Here is a 25941-nt window from a genome sequence, read left to right on the forward strand (position 1 = left end):
ATATACTAGGGGGGAGTAGCATAAGATCACTTTTGGCAAGGGACCACGTTATGAACGATTTCACTTCACTGCTGCAACAGGGGAATGCCTGGCTATTCATTCCCAGCGCGATCCTGCTCGGCGCGCTGCACGGTCTGGAGCCCGGACACTCGAAAACCATGATGGCGGCATTTATTGTGGCAGTGCGCGGAACGTTGAAGCAGGCTGTACTACTGGGGCTAGCGGCGACGGTATCGCATACGGCCGTGGTCTGGCTGGTGGCGATGGCAGGCCTGTGGTTTGGCCGCGGTTGGGATGCGCAAACGTCAGAACCCTGGTTTCAGCTGATCTCAGGGATCCTTATTGTGCTGATTGCCTGCTGGATGCTGCGGCGTACCTGGCTCGAATCTCGTACACACCAACGCGATCGTGACCATAACCATAACCATAACCACGACCATAACCACGACCACGACCACGACCACGACCACCATCATGCACACCATCATCCGCATCAACACCATCCTCACGCGTATCCGCTGGTGGCCACCGCAGAGTGGCAGGACGCCCATCAGCGCGCGCATGCGGAGGAGATCAACCGCCGCTTTAACGGACAGCGGGTCACCACCGGACAGATCGTTTTGTTTGGGCTGACGGGCGGGCTAATCCCCTGCCCGGCGTCAATTACCGTATTGCTTATTTGCCTCCAGTTAAAAAAGGTTTCGCTGGGAGCCACGCTGGTGCTGAGTTTTAGCGTTGGGCTGGCGCTCACCTTAGTGGCTTCAGGCGCAATTGCCGCCCTGAGCCTCAAGCACGTCGCCAACCGCTGGCCGGGACTAAACGATCTCTCACGGAAAGCACCGTGGATTTCCGGTGCGCTGATTATTGTGGTGGGTTGCTATATGCTGCTGCACGGCTGGCGTAATCTGTAGGGCTTCTATCGCCATCCCCACCGACTATGGGGATGGCAAAGATGAATTACTCATCGAGGAGCGGGGAAAACCCGCCGTATATCATTCGTTTTCCATCAAATGGCATATTTTCGCCAAACTCTTTCATCCGCGGGTCAGCCATCATTTTAGCGTTGGCGGCATCGCGCGCCTCTTTAGAGGGGTATTCAATCCAGCTGAATACCACCTCTTCATTATCTTCAGCTTTTACCGCCAGACGAAAATCGGTCAGCTTGCCATCCGGGACATCATCCGCCCAGCACTCGACCACGCGTAGGGCGCCAAACTCTTTAAATAGCGGCAGCGCCTTTGCCGCCATCGCGCGGTATGCCTCCTTATTTTCCGCCGGTACGGCAACAACAAAACCATCAACGTACTTCATGAGTATGCTCTCCGAAGTGAACAGTACCGCCGGACAATCCGGCCGTATCTGCAGTGATAAGTTTAGTCTCCAGCGCGGATAGCAGCTTAATATCAGGAGATGGCCTCGCCCGGTTTCGCCAGCGCCTTACGTGCAGCCGACTGATGAAACCACGGCAGGCAGAGCTGAATCAACGGCCCAATGGTTATCGCATAGAGTACGGTTCCCACGCCAAATTTGCCGCCCATCATCCAGCCAATCAGCAGAACGGAAAGTTCAATCGCCGTGCGAATGCCGCGCAGCGACCATCCGGTACGTGCATGCAGTCCGGTCATCAGCCCATCGCGCGGACCGGGGCCGAAACCTGCGCCAATATACATTCCCGTCGCCAGCGCATTCAGTACGATAGCCCCGGCTAACAGCAGGCTACGCGCCACCAGCGATTCTAACGGCGGCAGGATAGCCAGAGTGGCGTTTGCCGCCAGGCCCAGCACAATCACATTGCTTACCGTGCCCAGCCCCGGCATTTGTCGTAGCGGGATCCACAGCAGCAGCACCGCCGCGCCCGTCAGAATCATCACCGTTCCGAAATCAAGATTGAACTGTTTGCCGATCCCCAGATGAAAAACATCCCACGGATCGGCCCCCAGATTGGCATGAACAAACAGCGCGGTCGACACGCCGTACAGGACCAGGCCAATATAAAGTTGCAGCAAGCGACGTACCATTTTCCACCTCAGGACAATTGCGATTCCCCTCATCATCAGTAAAAATGGATTGATAATTAATGGCCAGTTTTAAAAAAGTGGATTGCTATGTCATCTCGTCGCTTTGGTTCACAATCGCTGGTGCGCCTGCTCGGTCACTGGCAGGAATCCGGTTCCCGCATGCCGCTCTGGCGTCAGCTGGCGGAAGCGCTGCGCCTGCTGATTCTCGATGGCCGCCTTGCGCTGGAAACCCGTTTACCCGGCGAACGGGAACTGGCGGCGGCGCTGAATATCAGCCGTACTACGGTTGCCAGCGCGCTTGGACAGCTACGGGAAGAAGGCTATCTCTACAGCCGTCAGGGAAGCGGTTCGCGGATCGCTTTGCCGGAGCGGGCGGTGGAGATCAAGACCAATAAACCTGACTCGCCGTCGGTCAATCTGGCCGTCGCCGCGCTCAGCGCCGGGCCTGAAATTCATCAGGCTTTCAGTCAGGCCCTGAAAATCATGCCGCAGCATTTATCCAATACCGGTTACGATCAGCAGGGTCTGCCGCTTCTGCGTGAAGCGATCGCCCACCGCTATAGCGAACGCGGCCTGCCAACCCGAAGCGATGAAGTAATGATTGTTAACGGGGCACTTAGCGGCCTGGCATTGGTTTTGCGCTTATTTACCGGGCCCGGCGATCGGGTGGTGGTGGATGCGCCGACTTATCCTATGGCGATTAGCGCGATTCAGGGAGCATCATGCCGCCCGGTCAGCGTGGCGTTACCGCAGCAGGGATGGGACTGCGACGGTTTAGCGGCGACAATTGCCCAAACGGCGCCGCGGCTGGCATGGCTGATGCCGGACTTTCATAACCCTACCGGTCGTTGTATGGATAGCCCCACGCGCCAGCGGGTAGCAGACATCGCCGCGCAAACCCGCACCACGTTGGTAGTAGATGAAACGATGGTCGACCTATGGTACGACGCCCCGCCGCCGCCGCCTTTAGCATCGTATAATCCTGATGCTCCGGTGATAACCATCGGCTCTGCGGGAAAAAGCTTCTGGGGCGGTTTGCGCATAGGTTGGATCCGCGCATCCTCGCGCACCATTGCATCTCTGGTTCAGGCGCGGGAGTCCCTCGATCTCGGCTCCCCGCTGCTGGAGCAGCTGGCCTGCTGTTGGCTGCTGGAGAATGAGAAAATGCTGTTGCCGTCGCGGCGCGCCATGCTGGCAACCCGTCGGGATATGTGCGGCGCGCTGATGGCGGAGTATTTTCCCCACTGGCGCTTCACGCCGCCGGAAGGAGGACTCTCTTTTTGGGTTGAGTTACCCGGGATGCTGGCAACGCTGTTTTCCGTTCGCGCGGAAAGCCGGGGAATTCATATTGGAACAGGAACGCGATTTGGCCTGGCGGGCGCCTTTGACCGCTATTTACGCTTACCGTTTACGCTTGCGGATGATGAACTACGTCACGCTTTTAATATATTGCAGCCGTTATGGCATAGTCTTACGGAGCAGAAAGAGAGCTTCCGCCCACGGAAAATTATTTAATAAAATATCGACGGGCTGGAGCCAGCCCGTCAAAAGCCATCATCCGTGATGCATATGAGATGTTTTTATAAAATTGCGCTTCAAGTTTGTCTTCGTGTCGTGTCAGTCCGATGACAAAAATGAAATATTTTCATTAATGCTGTCGCGGAATCGGAAAACCTTTAAGGGAAATAATAAAACCGTCTTCATCTTTTTTAATTTTTGCGCCCGTGTCACACCAGTCGGAGGCAATGCGAAAGAACTCATCACTACCGATATTCCAGTTCAGGCGTACATGCTTCACATAGCCGGAACGCAGCATGGCGCACGCTTCGCTATAGTTGCTGGCTGTAGAGAGTTGTTGTTTCATTTTTTCTTCTTCAGGAGTTTACGTAATGCCTTGATTTCTTTAGGGGTTAATGGAGATGCTTCCTCTTCGGTGTGCTGGCTATCAATATCTTCTTCCGAAACCCCCGCCTCGTCTGCTGATTCCGCTACCTGGAAGGCCAGCAGCAGTAGTTTCTCCGTAGCTGTTCCTAAATTTTCGTTATTTTCTTCCGCATACTGACGCAGCTTTTCTTTTAACTCACTATCAATTTTGACGTTCAGAACCACAGTAGTCATAGTCACGCTTCCCGTGAAATATAATCATCATATAACTAATACACGAACTTAACATGCTGATCCAGAGATATATTTTTAGCTTATATCTAACAACAGTTTCCCACCAGTAATCTGCACCTGATATATGACATTAAGATGACAATAATATTTCACTTAAATTTCAAATTTATGACGCAGTGAATTTTTAGCATAAAAAAGTGGAGTTTTAGAAACGAAATAAATTCACACTTTAATTAAGGATATTAACCATGAAGGGGATATGAAGCAGCTGATTTGTGCGAATCGCGCCAGGGATACGCTGAAATGGGTGGGGGCCCTGCCAGCTACATCCCGGCACACACGTCGTCTGCTCTGGCTGCTTCCTTCCGGACCTGACCTGGTAAACAGAGTAGCGTTGCGGGAGAACCAACAGAGCCCCCATTGAGAGCGCTAGTTACCTAACGCGCTGGCGCATTATCCCTGCTGAATCCTTGAATTGCAAGCCACCGCCGATCGGGTGCTGGTTTATTGTGCAAAGTCGCGTCTCCACAGGCTTTTCACGGTAAATGATCCCGCGCCCCTCAAGAGATTGCGAGCACACTCTCAGCGAAAATCCTTTCCGGCAGCCATAATGTGGATTATTCACCGCCCCTTTTATCATCAAGGCACTATCTCAACGGAATATAAATGAGTGAATCACCGCGTTCATCACCACCCTGACAATGCCGCCAATTCCTGAAGTGTCTGTGCCCTTCCACGGTTTACATTTTTTGCGTCCGGGACTGCTCATTGATTTTGTCACGATTAGCGCTAATCAGCTGCTGGCCGTCCCCCCGGTTGCGCTGCTCTACTCAACTTCTGGCGTCCTTCAGCACGCTGAATTACGTAAACTTCCCATCGAAGCCAGCGGTCTCGTGGTGTATCCGATATCACCCCTTAAGCTCCCGGCCACGCGCGCCAAACTGATGATTAACGCCCAAAGTTTCTTGAAGCCTTGCTAACCAATACGCCGCATGAAAATGCCCATAGTATGCTAGGTCTGGCGCTGGAATTCACCGTAGTAAACCCGGCTTAATCCACCCGCTGTACAGCCCATGATGTAACGCTTATTCTGAACTTTTACCGGCAACAGGACCTTCCATGGATTCTCACGATACTTTTCCGCAGCGCGTCTGGCAAATTGTCGCCTCAATACCAGAAGGATGCGTGGCGACCTACGGCGACGTTGCTCAGCTGGCGGGTTCACCGCGCGCGGCGCGTCAGGTTGGTGGGGTATTAAAACGTCTGCCGGAAGGTTCCACTCTCCCCTGGCATAGGGTGGTCAACCGTCACGGCGATATCTCTCTCACCGGGCCGGACCTGCAGCGTCAACGCCAGGCGCTATTAGCGGAGGGAGTCCAGGTGTCAGGCAGTGGGCATATTGATCTACAGCACTACCGCTGGATTTATTGAAGACAAAAAAATGCCCCTGAGAAGGGGCATGATGTGGAGTTACTGCACGGGCGGAACGTTGTTGTTCGCCACCGGTACCGCCGTTTGTTGGACCGGCACCAGCACCAGATCGGCACGGTTGCCGCCCTGGTTAATCACCGTCTGTACGGTATCGGTAATGAACATCAGCTGACCGTTAACGGTAATCGCCGCGCTGAGAAGAATGCGGGCATTAGGCTGGATTTGCGCCTGGTTATAGGGCAGAACAAAATTAAACGGCGCCTGCTTCCCTTCGGTCCTGACCGCTTTTTGCGCCAGCACGTGCGCAGGCGCATCGGCCAGCGACGCATCCGACAGAGTTACGGTCAATACTGCGTCCGGCGGTAACGCCACGCGCTGGCGAATATTGATAGTCCCGGATACGTTAGGCTGCTGCTGCGAGGAGCTTAGTGAAGCAATGCCATAAGGATCGGGCGCCGCCTGGTTCGCTGCATTGCTGTTGTGATTATTCGCACAGGCAGACAACGTAGCCGCTACGGCTATAGCACTTAACATATAGGCAAATTTCATTCTTTTCTCCTTTCATCCCTTTGAGCATGTTCGACCGCAATGCAATGCGGCGAAACATTTTCACCATGAATAAGTGTGGCACAGTTCTCAATTTTCGCCCGGAAAAGCGCCATATTCAGATTATTACTGCCTGCAACGTCCCGGCAGCAAAAGTGATACGGTGAGCATAATGCCGCTTTCTGGGGATCCTCTGTCGGCCGGAAACAGGGGTTATTACCACCTGCCGGAAGCAGCTAAAAGCAAATGAATCATCTCGTCTGGCGCGTAGCCTCGGCTCACAAGAGTGAAGATGGCGCCTCTTCCCCGTTTACGGGTTGGCCGCCACGAAAGCTCGCGCGGGGTTCTGAAACCAACAGGCGATGAATAGTTGCAACCATCCATAACTAACAATCCCGCAGCCTGGGAGATTTACGTCGGAAAAAACGTCCCTATTCAGTTTATTGCACCCATCGGACCACTTACGATTCCAGGTTATACTTTGCCTCAATAACGCGCTGCGCAAGGCAGTCATCATTGATTGAGGGTAATTATGAGTCAGGCATTAACCAATCTGCTGGCATTGTTAAATCTGGAAAAAATCGAAGAGGGATTGTTCCGCGGGCAGAGCGAGGATCTGGGATTACGTCAGGTCTTTGGCGGCCAGGTGGTCGGTCAGGCACTATATGCGGCAAAGGAGACCGTCCCCGCAGAACGCCTGATCCATTCGTTTCACAGCTACTTCCTGCGTCCCGGCGACAGCCAGAAACCCATCATCTATGATGTTGAAGTCCTGCGTGACGGCAATAGCTTCAGCGCCCGCCGGGTGGCGGCGATTCAGAACGGGAAGCCGATTTTCTACATGACCGCCTCATTTCAGGCGCCAGAACCCGGCTACGAACATCAGAAAACCATGCCAGCAGCCCCCGCGCCGGATGCGCTGCCCTCTGAAACGGACATCGCCCGCAAGCTGGCCCATCTGCTGCCGCCGCAGGTCAAAGAGAAATTTCTTTGCGATAAGCCGCTGGAGATTCGCCCGGTTGAATTCCACAACCCGCTGAAAGGTCACGTTGCAGAACCGACGCGTCAGGTCTGGATCCGCGCCAACGGCGCTGTACCGGAAGATCTGCGCATCCATCAGTCTCTGCTGGGCTACGCTTCTGACTTCAATTTCCTTCCCGTTGCGCTGCAGCCGCACGGCGTCGGTTTTCTGGAACCGGGAATGCAGGTGGCCACCATCGATCACTCAATGTGGTTCCATCGCCCGTTCAACATCAACGACTGGTTGCTTTACAGCGTAGAAAGCACCTCCGCCTCCAGCGCGCGCGGTTTTGTCCGCGGCGAGTTCTATACGCAGGACGGTACGCTGGTAGCGTCGACAGTACAGGAAGGCGTCATGCGTAACCGCAACGCCTAAAAAAACAAAGCCTCCCGAGAGGGAGGCTTTGTCGCTTCAGGAGATGACCCAATTTATCATGCGTTGTAGGCGTTTTCGCCGTGGCTGTTGACGTCCAGACCTTCACGCTCTTGATCTTCCGGTACGCGCAGGCCAACGGTCATATCGGCGACTTTGTAACCAATAAAGGCGACCACGCCGGACCAGACGATGGTGATACCGATACTTTCCAGCTGTACCAGAACCTGGTGGCCCATGGTCACGCCTTCCGCATAACCGACGCCGCCCAGAGAAGTCGCGGCGAAGATACCGGTCAGGATGCATCCGACGATACCGCAGACACCGTGGACGCCAAACACATCGCACGGGTCATCAACGCGCAGCCAGCGCTTCAGTACGGTGACACCCCACAGACCCGCCAGACCCGCTGCAATTCCCACGATCAGAGACCCGCCGACGCCGATGTAACCACAGGCCGGAGTGATGCCGACCAGACCGGCAATCGCCCCTGAACAGGCGCCCAGCAGCGACGGCTTGCCGCGGGTTGCCCACTCGCCGAAGGTCCACGCCAGGATAGCCGCCGCTGTGGCAACCACGGTGTTAACGAAAGCCAGACCGGCAATTTCGTTCGCCGCGCTGGCTGAACCCGCGTTAAAGCCAAACCAGCCAACGTAGAGGATAGCGGTGCCGGTGAATACCATCGGCAGATTATGCGGTTTGAACGCTTCTTTACCAAAGCCCACGCGTTTACCCATCATATAAGCGCCCACCAGCCCGGCAACCGCGGCGTTAATGTGTACAACCGTTCCGCCGGCGAAATCAAGCGCGCCGTGGGTAGCCAGCAGACCACCGCCCCATACCATATGGGCGATCGGGATATAAGAAAGCGTCATCCACACCACAACAAAAATCAGTACCGCAGAGAAACGAATACGTTCCGCCAGCGCGCCGACGATCAGGCCGACGGTGATACAGGCAAACGAGCCCTGGAAGGCAACGTGGATGTATTGATAGAAGCTGCCCATCAGCGCTTTCAGCTCAATATTCTTCAGCAGCACCCAGTCGAAGTTGCCGAAGAAGCTGCCGCCGGTACCGAAAGCCAGCGTGTAGCCATAAACCACCCACAGCACGCAGACCAGTGCAAAGGTGACGATAACCTGCGTCAGCATGGAAAGAACGTTTTTACCGCGGATTAGCCCGCCGTAGAACAGCGCGATGCCCGGAATGGTCATAAACAGCACCAGCGCGGTGCAAATCATCATAAAGGCGTTGTCGGCTTTATCCGCTACCGCCGGTGCGGCCATCGCCAGCCCCGGAAGAAGAGCCAGCGCTCCCAGACCTGTCTTCATTGTTGCTATCTTCATTGTTTCGTTCCCCATCACTGTGTGGTCTGAAAGTTACAGTGCCGCTTCGTCAGATTCGCCGGTACGGATGCGAATGACGCGCTGCAGCTCGGCGACAAAAATTTTGCCGTCGCCAATCTTTCCGGTGTAAGCCGCTTTACTGATGACATCGACGACGTCATCCAGCTGATCGTCGGCAATCGCGACGTCAATCTTCACTTTCGGCAGAAAATTGACGCTATATTCGGCGCCGCGATAGAGCTCCGCGTGGCCTTTCTGACGGCCAAACCCTTTAACCTCAGTGACCGTCAGGCCCTGAATCCCCATTGAAGATAATGCTTCACGCACGTCTTCCAGTTTGAATGGTTTGATTACCACGGTAACCAGCTTCATAAGTCCCCTCCAGTCAGAATTCGGTAATGGCCGCAGCTAACACGAATCTAATAAAGCAAGGGCTATGCCAGAAATGAAAAAGGGCCGCCAGGCGGCCCTTTTTGAGGAGGAAAAAGAAGAATCTGGCGGAAACGAAGCGGCAAAACGCCGCTTTAGCCTTAAATTGCACCATTTCAGTGCGCGTACTGTGACGTTTTTGCACCACCGGAAACCGCAAAGCAGAAGCTGCCTGTTTATGGTGCATCAGGCGATAAGCGACTCTTCCTGCGAGCTGGCGGCTAGTTCTTCGCCCGCCAGCTGCAGCTGATACATCTGCCAGTAGCGGCCTTTGGCCGCCAGCAGCTGCTGATGATTGCCGCGCTCGACGGCCTGACCCCGATGCAGCACCAGGATCGTGTCAGCCTCAACGATAGTCGATAAGCGGTGCGCAATGACCACCAGCGTCGTATGCTCGCGCACCCGTACAAGCGCCTGCTGAATCGCCTGCTCGGTGCCAGAATCAATATTAGCCGTCGCCTCATCAAGTATCAGCACCTGCGGCGTATCGACAAGCACCCTCGCCAGCGCAAGCAGCTGTTTCTGCCCAACGGAGAGATTGTTCCCCTGCTCGCCCAACTGAGTATAAATACCGTTTTCCATTTCACGGGCCAGCTCCGCCAGCTGTACCGCCTCCAGCGCCTCCCAGACCTGCTCTTCGCTGATGTCGCGACCGAGGGTAACGTTGGCATAGAAGGTGTCAGCCAGCACCACCGGATCCTGCTGCACCATCGCAATCCCCTGACGCAGCGCGCTGTGGCTTAAGGACGACAGCGGACGACCATCGATGCGAATCTCTCCCTGAGTTAACGGGTAGTAGCCCATCATCAGGCTGGCCAGGGTGCTTTTACCGCTCCCGGTATGGCCGACCAGCGCCACAAAGCTGCGCGACGGTATGTCGAGATTGATATCCTGTAACACCAGGCTATCGTCGCGGTAGGCAAAAGAGAGATGCTCGATAGTAATCGAGCCGCTGCGCAACGGTTCGCTATCGTCGCCCCACGCCTGACGCGGTTTGTCCATCAGTTCGAAAACGCGCTCGCCCGCGACGACCGCCTGCTGCAGCATTGATTGCTGGGTCGTCAGTTCGATCAGCGGCTCGTTTAGTCGTCCAAGATAGCTAATAAAAGCGTACAGAACCCCAACCTCAATCGTTCCGCTGCTGCTGAAACCAAACAGCATCAACAGACCGCAGAGAATTAACGAAGAGAACAGGCTCAGCAGCGGGCGCAGCAGGAAACCATCAAGGCGCAGAGTTTGCATACGCGCCAGATAGTGCGCGTAGCTGGCCTCGCGCATCCGTTCGCCGAACCGCGCCTGCTGACGGAACTGCTGAATAACGCCCATTCCGTTAATCACTTCATTAAAACCGTCGTTGATATCCGCCAGCCACGCGCGAACCCGCCTGACGATGGGCGTACTGTAGCGTTGATAAATCATCATCACGATCAGTACTGCCGGGAAAATAGCGATAGCCACCAGCGCCATTCGCCAGTCAAGGCTGAACATCGCCACCAGCATCGCGCCAATCAAAGCCGCGCTACGCAGGACGGTAGCCACGACGGTCACATAGAGATCGCGAATCACTTCGGTATCGTTGGTCACCCGCGAGATGAGCTGCCCGACCGGCTGGGTATCAAACTCGCTGAGCGGCTGACGCAGGGCGGCGTCCATGACGTCGCTGCGCAGCTGTTGCACCACGCCCACCGCCGCGCGGTTAAACAGCAGCGCCTGGCAGTAATGCAGACCCGCGGCGAGGAGTTGCAGGCCGATGTAGGCTGCGGCCAGGCCGCAGACCAGCTTCAACGGCAGCGAGTTCTTCGCCACCATATTGTCGATAAAGTAGCTGATCAGCAGCGGGCCACTCACCTCCGCCACCGCCGCGACCCACATGATAGCAACCGCTATCGTTAACGGTTTACGCCACGGAGAGCCGTAGGCCAGCAGGCGCTTTAATGTCGGCCAGAGTTCAGTAAAACTACGCACCGGCGACCTCCTCATCTTCCAGCGGAACATCATCCAGCGCCGCTTCCAGCTGCTGATAACGGTACATATCGCGATACCAGCCCGGCTGCGTCGCCAGCGCCTCATGACGACCGCGCTGGGCAACATGCCCATGCTGCATCACCAGAATTTCGCTGGCCTCGGTCAACGCCGACAGGCGATGAGCGCTGATAATTACCGTCCGCCCCTCACCCCACTGGCGCAGGTTGTGCAATATCTGATGCTCCGTTCGACCATCCACCGCCGACAGCGCATCATCAAGGATCAGGATCTCCGCCTCCAGCAGCAGCGCGCGGGCGATGGAAATACGCTGTTTTTGCCCCCCGGAAAGCATAACGCCGCGCTCTCCGACTTCGGTGTTATACCCCTGCGGCAGGCGCAGGATATCCTCATGCACGCTGGCGAGCCGGGCAACGCGTTCGATTTGCTCCTGCGTGGCGTCCGGTTTACCGAGAGCAATATTGCTGGCGACGGTATCGGAGAACAGGAACGGCGTCTGATTGACTACCGCCAGCCTGGCGCGCCAGCTATCCAGCTGCAGTCGGGTCAGGGGAACATCATGAAAGCGGATATCGCCATCGGTAACGTCAAAATGACGCTGAATCAGTGCCAGAATCGTACTCTTACCGGAGCCGGTTGGGCCGCAAATTCCCAGCATTTGCCCGGGCTGGAGCGTAAAGTTAACTTTTTCCAGCGAGGCCTTGTTCGCCTGCGGATAGATAAACTCGCGCACGGCGACGCTAAGCGTACCGCGCCCTTCCGGCGTCGGCTCGCTGCCGTCGTTCACTACCGGCGCCTCCTCCAGCATGGTGCGAATGCGCGCGTAGGCCGCGCTGCCGCGCTCCACGATGTTAAACATCCATGCCAGAGCCAGCATTGGCCAGATCATCAGGCCGAGGTACATCACAAAGCTGGTGAGCTGACCCAGGGTCAGGCTGCCCTGGATCACCATCCAGCTGCCGCCGCCGATGGCCAGCAAGTTAGCGGTCCCGATAGCGATATAAATCGTCGGATCGAAGCGAGCATCAATGCGCGCCACGCGCATATTTTTCGCCCCGGTATCCGCAGCGTCGGCAGCAAACTGCGCCGACTGTCGGTCTTCAAGACCAAAAGCTTTGATCATGCGAATGCTGGTCAGGCTCTCCTGGGTGCGGTCATTGAGGCTGGAGAAGGCCGCCTGAGCGACGCGAAAACGCTCGTGTAATGCATCGCCGTTACGCTTAATCGCCAGCGCCATCAGCGGCATCGGCAGCAGCGCCAGCAGAGTGAGCTGCCAGCTGATTTGCGTCGACATCACAATCAGCACCGCGCAACCCATCACCAGTGAATCCACCAGCGTCAGCACCCCCTCACCGGCGGCGAACACCACCCGATCCACGTCGTTGGTTGCGCGAGCGATGAGATCGCCGGTACGGTGGCGCAGGTAAAAGGCCGGATGCTGGCGGCTGAGCTGGCGATAGAAATCCTCACGTAGCTCGACGGCCAGCTGATACGATGCACCGAACAACAGCACGCGCCAGACATAGCGCAGCAGATAGACCATCACCGCAATAACGACCAGCAGGCCAATCCACATCCACACCTTTTCCGCGGTGTAATGTTGTTTTGTTACGCCGTCAACCACGATGCCCACCACTTTCGGCGGCACCAGTTGCAGGATGGCAATAATAATCAGCAGAGCAATAGCGCCGAGGTAACGGCGCCACTCCCGGCGGAAATACCAGCTAAGTTGGGCAAATAATCGCAAGCAGTTAAATCCTGAGTGTGTAATTCGTAGCGGCTGCTGCCGTTAATCAATAGGCAAGGCTGTGGTGTATTTTATCTGTTCCATGGCAAAACTCGAAGTGACATCCGAGAGTCCCGGCACGCTGTTAACCAGACGTTTATAAAAATCATCATAGTTCTTCATATCCGCCACCTGGACCCGCAGCAGATAGTCATACTCGCCGGCCATACGCCAGAAGCCGAGGACTTCCGCCATCTGCGAGACCTCGCTGACAAAGCGGCAATACCAGTCGCTACTGTGGTGCTGAGTCTTAATCAGTACAAACGCCGTCAGCCCAAGCCCGACCTTTTCCGCATCCAGCAGCGCGACGCGCCCGCGAAGAATACCTTCGTCTTCCAGCCGCTTCAGCCGCTTCCAGCAGGGCGTGGTGGTCAGATTAACGGCATCGGCCAATGCCTGCAAAGAGAGGGTGCAGTCGGTTTGCAGTAAAGAAAGCAGCTTACGATCAATTTTATCTAACATTGGGCGCCTCAGGAGAAAAATTTACTCCTTTTATTGTAATTGAAAGGCTAAATGGCAACAATTTTTCCTTCGATTTCCGCTAAGCTGGGCACAAAATGACAAACAGGAATTTGAGATGAACAGCGCCTGGGTAAAACACGCGATTAGTGAAATTAATGCCGATTATCAGCGTTCCGCCGACACGCACCTTATACGTCTGGCGCTGCCAGCGTTCCCTGGGATCCAACTCTATCTGAAGGATGAAAGCACCCATCCAACCGGTAGCCTGAAGCATCGCCTGGCCCGCTCGCTGTTTCTGTATGGCTTGTGCAACGGCTGGATTAAAGAAGGAACGACGATTATCGAATCCTCTTCCGGTTCGACCGCCGTCTCTGAAGCTTACTTCGCTCGTCTCTTAGGCCTGCCGTTTATCGCCGTGATGCCTTCCTGTACGGCAAAGCGTAAAATTGAACAAATTGAGTTTTACGGCGGTCGCTGCCATTTCGTCGACAGCGCCTGTGAAATCTATGCCGCCTCCGAAACGCTGGCGCGCGAGCTGAACGGTCATTATATGGATCAGTTTACCTTTGCCGAACGGGCTACCGACTGGCGAGGGAATAATAATATCGCCGACAGTATCTTCCGTCAGATGAGCCATGAGCCGCATCCGCAGCCGTCGTATATTGTGATGAGCGCGGGCACCGGCGGTACCTCTGCGACTATCGGACGCTACATTCGCAGTCAGGGTTACGATACGCAGCTGCTGGTGGTTGATCCGCAAAACTCCGTGTTTTTGGACTACTGGCAAAGCCGCGACGCCAGCCTGCGCAGCCCGGTCGGCAGTAAAATTGAGGGCATTGGCCGGCCGCGCGTCGAACCATCGTTTATTCCCGACGTGGTCGATGAGATGCTGCGGGTACCGGATGCCGCCAGCGTCGCCACCGCGCTATGGCTGGAAACGCTGCTTGGGCGCAAGGTCGGCGCCTCAACCGGCACCAACATGTGGGGCGTACTGCAGCTGGCCGTACGGATGCGCGAAGAGGGACGCACCGGCTCTATCGTCACGCTGCTGTGCGACAGCGGCGAACGTTATCTGGAAAGCTACTACAACCCGCAGTGGGTGGCGGCCAATATCGGCGACGTCTCTCCCTGGCAGGCGCAAATTGCACAAATGCTGCAGGCAAAATAAAAAAAGCCAGATATCACAGGATATCCGGCTTGCTGGCAGGGTCTCTTTATTCGGGGGAATAAGGAAGATCAGGATAATCCAGCCAATGAGTCAAAAAATGGGAAACGGCCTGATGACGGCAGTCGCCAATAACCGGTAGATGCGGAAGTTCAAATTTCAGCTGTTCCATCGCGTTGCCCATGATCACGCCGTGCCCGACGCTGCCTAGCATTTCCCGATCGTTCATGGCGTCGCCGAACGCCATGCAATCCTGCAACGTCAGGCCCAGATGCTGGCTTAATATCGCCAGCGCCGCGCCTTTGTTACAGCCCCCGGGCAAAACTTCCAGGCAATCCATCGCTGAAAAACAGAGATCCGCTCGGCCGCCGAGCGCTTCACTTAGTTGCAGCCTTAGCCGCCGGAGATCGTCATGATCGCCGCAGAAGCAGATTTTGGTGACCTGATGCGCCGGCATTCGCTTTGGGTCGTATAGCTGATAGCGAAAACCGCTAAAGACGTGCGCTTGCAGAATTTCTGGAATCTCCTGCCCGGTATACCAGCCGCCGTCGTTGAAAAAATGCATACTCGCCGCGGTATCCCAGGCGCTATGCAGCACTTCTTCCGCCACATCGGGAGCCAGATCGCGGCGATACAGCTCTTCACCTTCCAGGGAGTGAATGCGCGTTCCGTTGCCGGTGATTAAAAACGCATCCAGAGAGAACTCGCCGATAACGTGGCGCATTTCCAGAGCATGACGACCGGTGGCGAAAGTCAGGGTGATATCGCGATCGCGCAGACGTTTGAGCGTCGAAAGCGTTTTTTCTCCCAGACGATGGTCAGGCATCAGTAGCGTACCGTCCATATCGAATGCAGCCAGTCTGGCCATGTCCTGTTCCCCCTATCGTGGTGGATTTTGCTTGTGTTGCAGTATTGCCTGAGATATACGGAAGTAATAGTGAATAGATAAATTTTTTTGTTCCGGGTTTATCATCTACCGCAGGACTAAACAGCGATGAGGCTATTAAACCGTCTGCATCAGTATCAGCGACTCTGGCTACCCTCTTCCGGCGAGCCGCAGCAGGTGACCGTCGGCGAGCTGGCCGAGCGCTGCTTTTGCAGCGAACGACATATCCGAACCCTGCTGCGCCAGGCGCAAGAATCCGGCTGGCTAAGCTGGAAGGCCAGCTCCGGTCGCGGAAAGCGCGGGCTACTCCAGTTTTACAAAGCGCCGGAAACGCTGCGCAATGAAATGATGGAGCAGGCGCTAAGTAAAGGACAGCAGCAGAACGCCCTCGAACTGGCCCAGCTGGCGCCTGTAGAGCTTAAAGCGCTGCTTTCCCCCTTTCTCGGCGGCCAATGGCAGAACGATACGCCTACCCTGCGCATTCCTTATTACCGTCCGCTGGAGCCGCTGCGCCCGGGTTTTATGCCGGGACGCGCGGAGCAGCACCTGGCAGGGGAGATATTTTCCGGCCTGACCCGTTTCGATGCGCAAAGTACCTGCCCGATAGGCGATTTAGCCCATCATTGGGAGGTGTCGCCTGACGGTCTGCGCTGGCACTTTTATATTCGTTCCACCCTGTTCTGGCATAACGGCGATCCGATAAAAACCTCACAGCTGCAGCAGCGCCTTCTGATGCTGTTGCAGCTCCCCGCGATGCGTACGCTGTTCGCCAGTATCAGCGAGATTAGCGTCACCCACTCTCAGTGCCTGACTATCACCCTGCACCGCGCCGATTACTGGCTACCGTTCCGCCTTGCCAGCTACTGCAGCGTGCTGGCGCATCCGGACGATCCGGCGATCGGCAGCGGGCCATTTCGCCTGAAACTATTTACTCAGGAACTGGTGCGGCTGGAAAACCATCAGCGTTATCATCTCACCCATCCGCTGCTGCAGGCCGTTGAATTCTGGATCACGCCGCAGCTGTTCGAACAGGATCTGGGCACCAGCTGTCGTCATCCGGTACAGATAACTATTGGCGACCCTGATGAGCTGACCAGACTGCGCCAGGTCAGCAATAGCATCAGTCTTGGATTTTGCTATCTGACGCTACGCCAGAGCCCCCGCCTGAATAAAGCGCAGGCCCAAAGACTGGTTTCGCTGATTCATCGCTCCGGTCTGTTAGAAACGCTGCCGCTGGATGAAGACCTGATCGCGCCGAGCAACGAAGTATTGCCGGGATGGACTATTCCGCAGTGGCCAGAAAATGGTGATACACCGCTGCCCGAACGGCTAACTCTGCTCTATCACCTTCCCGTAGAGCTACACGCCATGGCGGAGCGCCTTCGGCAACGGCTGGCAGAACTCGGCTGCGAGCTGACGATAATTTTTCATGACGCGAAAAACTGGGATGGTTGCCAGCAGTTTGCGAAGGCGGACCTGATGATGGGCGATCGCCTGATTGGCGAAGCGCCGGTTTATGCGCTGGAGCAGTGGCTACGCTGCGATGCCCTGTGGCCTAATTTGTTGACCGGGGCGCAATATGCGCATCTTCAGGCAACGCTGGATGCCGTTCAGGTATTACCGGACGAACGCAGCCGCAGCGAAGCTTTGCGCAACGTCTTTAACACACTGATGGACGATGCCATCATGACGCCGCTGTTTAATTATAATTATCGCATCAGCGCACCGCCTGGCGTCAACGGGCTGCGCCTGAACGCGCGAGGCTGGTTTGATTTCGCCAGCGCCTGGCTACCGGCTTCGACGCCGTGACGGGGCTGGTGGTCATCTTCATCAGGCGCTACCATATGCGCTTCACTTCGATTGTCAGGAATTACCATGAAACGCGCCGTAGTTGTCTTCAGTGGAGGACAAGATTCGACGACCTGCCTGGTGCAGGCTCTGCAACAGTATGATGAAGTGCATTGCGTCACTTTTGATTATGGCCAACGTCATCGCGCGGAGATTGACGTTGCTCGCGAACTGGCGCTAAAGCTGGGCGCCGTTGCCCACAAAGTCCTTGATGTCACGCTGCTTAACGAACTGGCGGTCAGCAGCCTGACCCGCGATAGCATTCCGGTTCCGGATTATGAACCGGACGCCAGCGGCATCCCCAACACTTTCGTGCCCGGTCGCAACATTCTGTTCTTAACCCTGACGGCCATTTACGCGTATCAGGTTAAAGCGGAAGCTATCATCACCGGCGTTTGCGAGACCGACTTTTCGGGCTACCCGGACTGCCGCGATGAGTTCGTCAAAGCGCTGCACCAGGCCGTCAGTCTGGGAATGGCGAAAGATATTCGCTTTGAGACGCCGCTGATGTGGCTGAATAAAGCCGAGACGTGGGCCCTGGCCGATTATTGGGGCCAGCTGGACCTGGTACGCCATGAAACCCTGACTTGCTATAACGGCATTAAAGGCGACGGCTGCGGGCAGTGCGCCGCCTGTAACCTCCGCGCCAACGGGCTGCGCCAGTATCTGGGCGATAAGGTTGGGGTGATGACGGTCATGAAGCAGAAAACAGGACTGCAGTAGCCGGTTATTTCCCGGCTGCGTGGCGGGATCGCAGGCGGCTCACGATGCATAGCCCGGTCTGATACGCAGCAGCGCCTTCGGGGATAGTTCTGCCCCTTTCTGTGCGCTTGCTCCCGGGGGCGGCGCGATGCGCCTGCCCGGGCTACCGGATCGCAGGCTGCTGAGGACGCGTAGCCCGCGTTACCAGATCGCAGGTGGTTGTGGAGAAGTAGCCCGGACAGGTGCATCGCGCCGCCTCCGGGACATCCCCCTCCGGCTGGCCTGTTAGCGAGGCTCAAGCTGCTCCAGCTTCTCCCGCAGTTCGCCCTCAAGCGGCAGCGCTTTCTGCGTTTTTAGATCAATGCAGACAAAAGTGATAAGCGCATCGGCGACCACCTCGCCGTTAGGGTTAAGGGTAATCACCTGGCTTAGCGTCCCGCTTTTTCCGTTCAGCTGTTCGAGCTTACTGGTGACGGTTAATACATCGCCCAGTACCGCCGGTCGGCGATAGTTGATATTGATATTGACCACCACAAAGGCGATGTTGCGAGCGGTCATCCAGTGAAAGGCCGGGCTGCTTTCCAGGCCATCCCAGCGCGCCTCTTCGAGAAACTCCAGATACCGCGCGTTATTGACATGCTGATAGACGTCGAGATGATAGCCGCGAACTTTGATTTGTGTCTGCATAGCGCAAATGCCTTATCTTTAATTGTTGTTTTGAGGTCAGAGGTCACACCACTGGTGTGACCTCTTCAGTCTGGCAAATAATAACGACTGTGCAAACTTGTGAAGAAAATTTACAGCTTCAAATGTGACAGATTTCTCTCTACCAGCGAATTGCCCATCCCCGGCACCTGCTTAAGATCGTCAACGGTTTTAAATGGCCCATATTCTTCACGATAGCTGACAATAGCCTGCGCCTTCTTCAGGCCAACGCCGTTCAGCCCCTTCGCCAGTTCTTCGGCGCTGGCGTTATTGATACTCACCCTGGTACCTTCGCTATCGGGCGCGTTCAACGCATCAGGTGCCTTTGCCTGCGGCGTCTGCACGCTCTCCTTTGTTGCCGGCGACGTCTTCCCGCTGGAAGGCGCGGCAAAAGCGCCCTGACTTCCCGCTGCGCAAACCAGTACGGCGACGGTAAGAAGCGTTTTAAATCCTCGTTTCATGCTGTTATCTCCTTGTTTGTAGACAGCAAGGTCACGATAGCGATGAGGGAAAAAGAGTACAAAAGGCAAAATGCAGAAATGGAAAAGGCCGCGAAAGCGGCCTTTGATAATTGCATCACGTTACTTGCTTTTGCGAAGCAGCACGTAATTATTGTTGCTGATCGATAATGTCGCCGAGCTTAATTTTCGCCGCTTTACGCAGGTTACTCATCAGCGCTTCGAAGGCGATCTGTGCGTTATTCTGGGTGATGCCCTGAATCATCGCCTTTTTCTGCTCTTCCGGCATCGTACCCGCTTTCACTTCATCCAGCGCCAGCAGTACTACATTACCCTGCATGTCCGTGCCCACGCCGTAGCTGGGCTTACCCGCCTGCGGCAGCGGTAGCGCAAAGACAGACTGGATCAACGCTTCCTGACCGGTACGCGACAGCGTCTGCGGCGCTCCGAAGCTCAGGCCCGCCGCTTTCATCGCTTCATCGCCTTTACCCTCTTTCAGGGCCGTCAGCAGCTTATCGGCATCCAGCTTCGCCTGCTGCTCCGCTTTGTTGTGCTTAACAATATCGCTCACCTGCGCTTTCACCTCCGCCAGCGGTTTGACCGCCTCCGGTTTATGCTCGCTGATGCGCAGAACAAACGCGCGATCGCCGTCGACGGTGATGATATCGGAGTTGCTGCCCGGCGTACCGTTTTCGCCAACCAGACCGCCGTTGAAAATAGCGTCAGAAACCGGTTTGAAATTCAGCTCCTGCGGCAGGTTATCGCGACCAAACCAGCCGGTTTCAACCACTTTCAGACCGGCAACCTGAGCCGCGCCAGCCAGGGATTCGTTATCGTTGCTCGCCGCGTCGCTGACTTTTTGCTGCAGCGCATAGTAAGCATCCAGAGCTTTCTCCTGCTTCACTTTAGCCGCGATATCATCGCGAACGTCAGCCAGCGGTTTTACCTGAGCGGGCTGAACGTCATCCAGACGCGCCACCAGGAAACCGACGGAAGATTTAATTACGCCTGAAAGCTGGCCTTTTTCTTTCAGACCGGCCTCTTTCAGCTCCGGCACGGTAGCCGCATCTTCCAGCCAGCCCATATCACCACCGTTGCGGGCAGAGATAATATCGGTTGATTTTTCTTTGGCCAGCGCGGCGAAATCAGCGCCTTTTTTCAGCTCATCAAGCACCGCCTGAGCATCCGCTTCGGTTTTGGTCTGGATGATGCTGTAGCGATTACGCTGCGGCTGAGTGAACTGATCCTGATGCTGGTCGTACCATGACTGAATTTCCTGGTCAGAGACGTTTTCCTGCATGCTCGCAGCATCCATCTTGATGTAGCTGACGCGGAACTGCTCAGGCGCCATAAAACGCGCCTGGTTCTGCTGGTAAAACGCGTTGATTTCATCGTCGGTGGCGGTTTGCTTCGCCGCCAGCGCGTTTACGTCAATCGTCGCTTCACGGACGACGCGCTGTTGCGACACCAGCGCCGCCAGCTGGTCGGATTCGCCCGGCAGCATAAAATCGGTACCGGCAACGGCGTTAATCAGTTGCTGAGTCGTCAGCTGATTACGTAATGCCTGAGCGTACTGGTCCGTCGTCATCCCCATTTGATTAACGATACGGCTGAAGCGCTCGTTATCAAATTTGCCATCCGCCTGGAAAGCCTGGGTCTTGAAGATAGCCTGCTTGACCTGGTCGTCGCTGATATTAAGGCCCAGTTCACGGGCGTACTGATCGAGCAGCGCCTCGTCAATCAGACGGTTCAACACCTGCTGACGCATGGTCTTCATGTAATTTTCATTGGCCGCCAGTTCAGAAAACTGATCGCCAAGCTGCTGCTGCATGCGGTTACGCTCGCTGGCAACGGCATTTTCAAACTGTGCGCGACCAATCTCCTGGTCATTAACTTTTGCGGCATAGTTGTTTCCACCGCCAATCAGGTAACCACTCACCCCGGTCAAAATGAACGAGACGATAATGATACCGAAAATAATCTTGAGCACGACGCTGTTGGCGGCCGTGCGTAGGTTGTCCATCATGGTGTAACAACGCTCCGCTGTAGATGACTTTTGCTCGCGCAGCATAGCATGTGATGGCCGCCGCGCGTGAGGACGTATTTTGACAAGAAAACGGGGTGATTGTCAGCCCACAAGTGCGTATAAAGTCACATTAAGTCTCATTCTGGCAAATAAAAAAGGCACATCTTGCGATGCGCCCTTGTACTTCGTCACAGACCCCAGTGGGGAAGTCGATCAGTTTACCGCGTCTTTCAGCGCTTTACCTGCACGGAAACCCGGTACTTTAGCAGCAGCGATGGTGATTTCTTTGCCTGTTTGCGGATTGCGACCGGTACGGGCAGCGCGCTCTTTAACAGCAAAAGTACCAAACCCTACCAGCGCAACGTCATCCCCAGCCTGCAGAGATTCAGTAACAGAAGCGATTAAAGCATCTAACGCACGTCCAGCTGCGGCTTTAGAAATGTCCGCACCGGCAGCAATTTTGTCAATCAGTTGAGATTTATTCACTGTTCTCTTCCTCTCTTTATAATTTATATCGCACCAGAATCCTTCGTGGCGCGACCGCGCAGCAGTTATATCAGGACTGTCATGCCCTTACAACAGAGTTGTAATTGACCCCCCTGCCAGCGATCTAAGTTAGCTACACAAAAAAAGGCTGGCAAGTACGAATTTACTTACCAGCCCTATTTTTCTTAGCGCTATTTGCGCGAAATCACTATTTTGCCGTGACGACTTCCATACCAAACGGCTCGTTCTGCAGTGCAAGTGCCAGAACTTCCTCGATTCGTTTCACCGGATGGATATCTAAATCGGCGATAACGTTATCTGGAATTTCTTCAAGGTCACGTTTATTTTCATCAGGAATCAGAACAGTCTTAATGCCGCCACGGTGTGCAGCCAACAGTTTTTCCTTCAGACCACCGATTGGCAAAACCTGACCGCGGAGGGTGATTTCCCCGGTCATCGCCACATCGGCGCGCACCGGATTACCCGTCAGGCAGGAAACCAGTGCGGTACACATCGCAATACCGGCGCTTGGGCCATCTTTCGGCGTTGCGCCTTCCGGTACGTGCACGTGGATATCGCGTTTTTCATAAAAGTCTGAGTTAATACCCAGCTTATCCGCACGCGAACGCACCACGGTCAGCGCAGCCTGGATAGATTCCTGCATAACCTCACCCAGTGAACCGGTATAGGTCAGCTTTCCTTTACCCGGAACACAGGCGGTTTCAATGGTCAGCAGATCGCCGCCCACTTCCGTCCACGCCAGGCCAGTCACCTGACCCACGCGATTTTCACTATCCGCACGGCCATAGTCGTAGCGCTGCACGCCCAGGAAGTCATGCAGGTTGTCGCCGTTAATCTCAATATGCTTCAGCGACTTATCCAGCAACAGCTGTTTGACCGCTTTACGACACAGTTTCGAGATTTCGCGCTCCAGACCACGCACGCCCGCTTCACGAGTGTAGTAACGGATAATGCCGATAATCGCGCTGTCATCAACCGTCAGCTCGCCTTTTTTGAGCGCATTACGCTCTATCTGTTTTGACAGCAAATGGCGTTTGGCGATGTTCAGCTTCTCATCTTCGGTGTAGCCGGAGAGGCGAATCACTTCCATACGATCCAGCAGCGGCGCCGGAATATTCATGGAGTTAGAGGTCGCGACGAACATCACGTCGCTGAGATCGTAATCCACTTCCAGATAGTGGTCGTTGAAAGCCACGTTCTGTTCCGGATCCAACACCTCCAGCAGCGCCGATGCCGGATCGCCCCGCATGTCCGAAGACATTTTGTCGATCTCATCCAGTAAGAACAGCGGGTTTTTAACGCCCACTTTGGCCATTTTCTGGATCAGTTTGCCCGGCATTGAGCCAATGTAGGTACGGCGGTGACCGCGGATTTCCGCTTCGTCACGCACGCCGCCCAGCGCCATACGCACGTACTTACGTCCGGTTGCTTTGGCGATAGATTGACCCAGCGAGGTTTTACCAACCCCCGGAGGCCCAACCAGGCACAGGATTGGCCCTTTGAGCTTGTTAACACGGCTCTGCACCGCGAGGTACTCAAGGATGCGATCCTTCACGCGCTCCAGACCGTAGTGATCGGTGTCGAGGATCTCCTGAGCCTGACGCAGGTCTTTTTTAACCTTGCTGCGGGCGTTCCACGGTACCTGCACCATCCAGTCAATGTAGCCGCGAACGACGGTTGCTTCCGCCGACATCGGGGACATCATTTTCAGTTTTTGCAGTTCCGCTTCGGTTTTCTCTTTTGCCTCTTTCGGCATTTTCGCCGCGTCGATCTTACGCTTCAGCGCTTCGTTCTCGTCAGGGGCGTCGTCCATCTCGCCGAGCTCTTTTTGAATGGCTTTCATTTGCTCATTCAGGTAGTACTCGCGCTGAGATTTCTCCATCTGCTTTTTCACGCGGTTGCGAATACGCTTCTCAACCTGCAGCAGATCGATTTCTGACTCCATCATCGCCATGAGATATTCCAGACGTTCGTTAACGTCGGACATCTCCAGCACGGACTGTTTGTCCGCCAGCTTCAGCGGCATATGGGCTGCGATGGTATCCGCAAGGCGCGCCGGATCGTCGATGCTATTCAGCGACGTCAGCACTTCCGGTGGGATTTTCTTGTTCAGCTTGATGTAGCCTTCAAACTGGCTGATAGCGGTACGAACCAGCACTTCCTGCTCGCGTTCGTCAATCGCCGGCGATTCGAGATATTCAGCTTTCGCCGAAAAATGCTCGCCGTTATCAGATAGCGCAGAGATGCGCGCGCGCTGCAAACCTTCGACCAGCACTTTGACAGTACCGTCCGGTAGCTTCAGCATTTGCAAAATAGACGCCACGGTCCCGACGGTGAAAAGATCGTTTACACCCGGCTCATCCGTCGAGGCTTCTTTCTGCGCAACCAGCATGATTTTTTTATCATGATCCATGGCTGCTTCGAGACAACGGATAGATTTTTCCCGCCCTACAAACAGGGGTATGACCATGTGCGGATAAACCACCACATCGCGCAACGGCAATACGGGGATTTCAATGCGTTCAGAACGCTCAGGATTCATAGAGCTCTCTCTTAGTTTAAAGTCCGCCAGGTAGCCGACGACGCAACTCAACGACGCGTCGCCGTTAATATGTAAACCAGTATATGGGGATGTATTCCATACATTCAACGGCGGGAATGCAGGAAAAATAAAAGGGGAGATAAAATCCCCCCTTTTTGTTAACTGCTTGAGCAAATTGGTTAATTATTCACCAGATGCCTGCTGCGCTTCCGGTTTGCCGTAAATCAGCAGCGGCTTGCTCTGACCATCGATAACCGAGGCATCGATGACCACTTTTTCCACATCTTCCATTGACGGAAGATCGTACATGGTATCGAGCAGCGCGGCTTCAACGATAGAACGCAGGCCGCGAGCGCCGGTTTTACGCGCCATCGCTTTCTTAGCGATAGCATCCAGCGCTTCGTCGCGGAACTCCAGCTCAGCGCCTTCAAGGCTGAACAGCGCCTGATACTGCTTGGTCAGGGCGTTTTTCGGCTCTTTGAGGATCTGAATCAGCGCTTCTTCGCTCAGCTCGCTCAGGGTCGCCACCACCGGCAGACGCCCGATGAACTCAGGAATCAGACCAAACTTAATCAGATCTTCCGGTTCAACCTGAGACAACAGCTCGCCTTCGCTGGCCTTGTCGGATTTAGCCTTAACCGTCGCGCCGAAACCGATACCAGAACCGGTTTCAACACGGTGAGAAATGACCTTATCCAGTCCTGCAAAGGCGCCGCCGCAGATGAACAGGATCTTAGAGGTATCAACCTGCAGGAACTCCTGCTGCGGATGCTTACGCCCGCCCTGCGGCGGAACCGCGGCAACGGTGCCTTCAATAAGCTTCAACAGCGCTTGCTGCACGCCTTCGCCGGAGACATCGCGGGTGATCGACGGGTTATCCGATTTACGGGAAATTTTGTCGATTTCATCAATGTAGACGATACCGCGCTGGGCTTTCTGTACGTCGTAGTCGCACTTCTGCAGCAGCTTCTGGATGATGTTTTCAACGTCTTCACCCACGTAACCGGCTTCGGTCAGAGTGGTGGCATCCGCCATGGTGAAAGGCACATCCAGCAGGCGCGCCAGCGTTTCCGCCAGCAGCGTTTTACCGGAACCGGTCGGTCCGATCAGCAGAATGTTGCTTTTACCCAACTCTACGCCGTTGCTGGTGTCGCCATTGCGCAGACGTTTGTAGTGATTGTATACCGCCACCGCCAGCACTTTTTTCGCCGGCTCCTGGCCGATAACGTAATCGTCCAGATGGTGGCGAATTTCGTGCGGAGTCGGCAGCGCGCTGCGCTCGCGATGCGGCGCGACTTCTTTAATTTCTTCGCGAATGATGTCGTTACATAAATCAACGCATTCGTCGCAGATATACACGGATGGCCCGGCGATTAGCTTACGCACTTCATGCTGGCTTTTGCCGCAAAAAGAGCAGTACAACAGTTTGCCCGAACCATCTTTGCGTTTATCTGTCATGAGTCCAAACCTCTTATTAAGTTCTTTGTGCCGCACACGACGACGCAAATGCCATTCTCAGGCGCAAACCGCTATGAAGCGTTGTGCCGCCCTCTTACAACCAAGTATAGCGGCACCCTTGCGCCAGGGGCA

The 25941-nt window shown here is 55.3% G+C and carries 25 protein-coding genes, 1 other RNA gene and 1 pseudogene; 8 read left to right on the forward strand and 19 right to left on the reverse strand.

Annotation, left to right across the window (positions count from 1 at the left end; translation table 11 throughout):
* Positions 1–50: 50 nt before the first annotated feature.
* Positions 51–911 carry a nickel/cobalt efflux protein RcnA gene (locus ABLV11_RS00805; RefSeq protein ID WP_224330727.1) on the forward strand — a complete coding sequence of 287 codons (861 nt, stop codon included), beginning with the start codon at positions 51–53 and terminating at the stop codon, positions 909–911.
* A gap of 46 nt (positions 912–957) precedes the next feature.
* On the opposite strand, the gene ABLV11_RS00810 is transcribed toward ABLV11_RS00805, so the two are convergent.
* Together ABLV11_RS00810 and ABLV11_RS00815 are read right to left on the reverse strand one after the other, a co-directional pair.
* Positions 958–1311: a DUF1428 family protein gene (locus tag ABLV11_RS00810; RefSeq protein WP_049129115.1), complete on the reverse strand. Its 354-nt coding sequence runs from the start codon at positions 1309–1311 to the stop codon at positions 958–960.
* 92 nt (positions 1312–1403) lie between these two features.
* Positions 1404–2018: a membrane protein gene (locus tag ABLV11_RS00815; protein ID WP_017146486.1), complete on the reverse strand. Its 615-nt coding sequence runs from the start codon at positions 2016–2018 to the stop codon at positions 1404–1406.
* An 87-nt stretch (positions 2019–2105) separates the two neighbouring features.
* Here ABLV11_RS00815 and ABLV11_RS00820 point away from each other — a divergent pair, with 87 nt between their 5' ends.
* Positions 2106–3533, forward strand: coding sequence for a PLP-dependent aminotransferase family protein (locus ABLV11_RS00820; RefSeq protein ID WP_126488638.1), 1428 nt, complete (start codon positions 2106–2108; stop codon positions 3531–3533).
* Positions 3534–3666: 133 nt separating this feature from the next.
* Here ABLV11_RS00820 and ABLV11_RS00825 read toward each other — a convergent pair whose 3' ends face one another.
* From ABLV11_RS00825 to ffs, 3 genes are all read right to left on the reverse strand, one after another.
* Positions 3667–3882 (reverse strand): hypothetical protein, encoded by a 216-nt coding sequence (locus tag ABLV11_RS00825; protein WP_004099598.1) that lies wholly within the window; start codon positions 3880–3882, stop codon positions 3667–3669.
* Positions 3879–4136, reverse strand: coding sequence for a hypothetical protein (locus ABLV11_RS00830; protein ID WP_004099591.1), 258 nt, complete (start codon positions 4134–4136; stop codon positions 3879–3881). The genes ABLV11_RS00825 and ABLV11_RS00830 overlap by 4 nt, the downstream gene beginning before the upstream one ends.
* A 314-nt stretch (positions 4137–4450) precedes the next feature.
* Positions 4451–4547: signal recognition particle sRNA small type (gene ffs / locus ABLV11_RS00835), an RNA gene on the reverse strand.
* Between the two features lie 255 nt (positions 4548–4802).
* On the opposite strand from ffs, the pseudogene ABLV11_RS00840 reads away from it, so the two are divergent.
* Together ABLV11_RS00840 and ABLV11_RS00845 are read left to right on the forward strand one after the other, a co-directional pair.
* Positions 4803–5190, forward strand: a pseudogene (locus tag ABLV11_RS00840) (dTDP-glucose pyrophosphorylase).
* Between the two features lie 65 nt (positions 5191–5255).
* Entirely contained in the window at positions 5256–5567 is a 312-nt protein-coding gene (locus ABLV11_RS00845; protein WP_004099584.1) for an MGMT family protein, read from the forward strand.
* A 39-nt stretch (positions 5568–5606) separates the two neighbouring features.
* On the opposite strand, the gene ABLV11_RS00850 is transcribed toward ABLV11_RS00845, so the two are convergent.
* Positions 5607–6116, reverse strand: a complete 510-nt coding sequence (locus ABLV11_RS00850) for a YbaY family lipoprotein (RefSeq protein WP_004099583.1) — start codon at positions 6114–6116, stop codon at positions 5607–5609.
* A 529-nt stretch (positions 6117–6645) separates the two neighbouring features.
* Here ABLV11_RS00850 and tesB point away from each other — a divergent pair.
* A complete protein-coding gene (gene tesB, locus ABLV11_RS00855; RefSeq protein WP_004111029.1) occupies positions 6646–7509 on the forward strand; it encodes an acyl-CoA thioesterase II in 864 nt (287 codons plus the stop codon).
* A 56-nt stretch (positions 7510–7565) separates the two neighbouring features.
* Here the strand turns inward: tesB and amtB are convergent, their stop codons facing one another.
* Genes amtB through ABLV11_RS00885 form a run of 6 tightly spaced genes read right to left on the reverse strand, consistent with a single transcriptional unit; the run spans position 7566 to position 13512 of the window.
* A complete protein-coding gene (gene amtB, locus ABLV11_RS00860) occupies positions 7566–8852 on the reverse strand; it encodes an ammonium transporter AmtB (RefSeq protein WP_004099575.1) in 1287 nt (428 codons plus the stop codon).
* A gap of 33 nt (positions 8853–8885) precedes the next feature.
* Positions 8886–9224: a P-II family nitrogen regulator gene (glnK, locus tag ABLV11_RS00865; RefSeq protein WP_126488636.1), complete on the reverse strand. Its 339-nt coding sequence runs from the start codon at positions 9222–9224 to the stop codon at positions 8886–8888.
* Between the two features lie 13 nt (positions 9225–9237).
* Positions 9238–9468: a hypothetical protein gene (locus tag ABLV11_RS00870; protein WP_017146490.1), complete on the reverse strand. Its 231-nt coding sequence runs from the start codon at positions 9466–9468 to the stop codon at positions 9238–9240.
* Complete coding sequence (locus ABLV11_RS00875; protein ID WP_004099570.1) at positions 9468–11246, reverse strand: SmdB family multidrug efflux ABC transporter permease/ATP-binding protein; 1779 nt, start codon at positions 11244–11246, stop codon at positions 9468–9470. Before ABLV11_RS00875 ends, ABLV11_RS00870 begins: the two co-directional genes overlap by 1 nt.
* Positions 11239–13011 (reverse strand): SmdA family multidrug ABC transporter permease/ATP-binding protein, encoded by a 1773-nt coding sequence (locus tag ABLV11_RS00880; RefSeq protein WP_017146492.1) that lies wholly within the window; start codon positions 13009–13011, stop codon positions 11239–11241. Before ABLV11_RS00880 ends, ABLV11_RS00875 begins: the two co-directional genes overlap by 8 nt.
* 42 nt (positions 13012–13053) lie before the next feature.
* Positions 13054–13512, reverse strand: coding sequence for an Lrp/AsnC family transcriptional regulator (locus ABLV11_RS00885; RefSeq protein WP_004099567.1), 459 nt, complete (start codon positions 13510–13512; stop codon positions 13054–13056).
* Between the two features lie 115 nt (positions 13513–13627).
* On the opposite strand from ABLV11_RS00885, the gene ABLV11_RS00890 reads away from it, so the two are divergent.
* Entirely contained in the window at positions 13628–14680 is a 1053-nt protein-coding gene (locus ABLV11_RS00890; RefSeq protein ID WP_004099565.1) for a PLP-dependent cysteine synthase family protein, read from the forward strand.
* A 46-nt stretch (positions 14681–14726) separates the two neighbouring features.
* On the opposite strand, the gene cof is transcribed toward ABLV11_RS00890, so the two are convergent.
* Positions 14727–15545 (reverse strand): HMP-PP phosphatase, encoded by an 819-nt coding sequence (cof, locus tag ABLV11_RS00895; RefSeq protein WP_126488633.1) that lies wholly within the window; start codon positions 15543–15545, stop codon positions 14727–14729.
* A gap of 126 nt (positions 15546–15671) precedes the next feature.
* Here cof and ABLV11_RS00900 point away from each other — a divergent pair, with 126 nt between their 5' ends.
* Positions 15672–17372: an SgrR family transcriptional regulator gene (locus ABLV11_RS00900; protein ID WP_049095964.1), complete on the forward strand. Its 1701-nt coding sequence runs from the start codon at positions 15672–15674 to the stop codon at positions 17370–17372.
* A 66-nt stretch (positions 17373–17438) separates the two neighbouring features.
* Positions 17439–18134, forward strand: a complete 696-nt coding sequence (queC, locus tag ABLV11_RS00905) for a 7-cyano-7-deazaguanine synthase QueC (RefSeq protein ID WP_115239937.1) — start codon at positions 17439–17441, stop codon at positions 18132–18134.
* A gap of 264 nt (positions 18135–18398) precedes the next feature.
* Here the strand turns inward: queC and ABLV11_RS00910 are convergent, their stop codons facing one another.
* The 6 genes from ABLV11_RS00910 to clpX all read right to left on the reverse strand — a co-directional run bounded on the left by ABLV11_RS00910 (position 18399) and on the right by clpX (position 25809).
* The gene (locus ABLV11_RS00910) at positions 18399–18800 is read right to left on the reverse strand and encodes a YbgC/FadM family acyl-CoA thioesterase (protein WP_024273845.1); all 402 of its coding nucleotides are present in this window, start codon (positions 18798–18800) and stop codon (positions 18399–18401) included.
* A gap of 110 nt (positions 18801–18910) precedes the next feature.
* A complete protein-coding gene (locus tag ABLV11_RS00915; protein WP_064344877.1) occupies positions 18911–19279 on the reverse strand; it encodes a helix-hairpin-helix domain-containing protein in 369 nt (122 codons plus the stop codon).
* 148 nt (positions 19280–19427) lie between these two features.
* Positions 19428–21302, reverse strand: a complete 1875-nt coding sequence (gene ppiD / locus ABLV11_RS00920; RefSeq protein WP_016808683.1) for a peptidylprolyl isomerase — start codon at positions 21300–21302, stop codon at positions 19428–19430.
* Between the two features lie 213 nt (positions 21303–21515).
* Positions 21516–21788: a nucleoid-associated protein HU-beta gene (hupB, locus tag ABLV11_RS00925; RefSeq protein ID WP_002444653.1), complete on the reverse strand. Its 273-nt coding sequence runs from the start codon at positions 21786–21788 to the stop codon at positions 21516–21518.
* Between the two features lie 208 nt (positions 21789–21996).
* Positions 21997–24351, reverse strand: a complete 2355-nt coding sequence (gene lon / locus ABLV11_RS00930; protein WP_004099539.1) for an endopeptidase La — start codon at positions 24349–24351, stop codon at positions 21997–21999.
* A gap of 183 nt (positions 24352–24534) precedes the next feature.
* On the reverse strand, positions 24535–25809 hold the full coding sequence (clpX, locus tag ABLV11_RS00935; RefSeq protein WP_004099538.1) for an ATP-dependent protease ATP-binding subunit ClpX: 1275 nt from the start codon (positions 25807–25809) through the stop codon (positions 24535–24537).
* Positions 25810–25941 lie beyond the last annotated feature (132 nt).

Origin of the sequence: Klebsiella sp. GW_Kp181, from assembly GCF_040062315.1 — a bacterium.
In the GTDB taxonomy this organism is placed as follows: domain Bacteria; phylum Pseudomonadota; class Gammaproteobacteria; order Enterobacterales; family Enterobacteriaceae; genus Klebsiella; species Klebsiella oxytoca.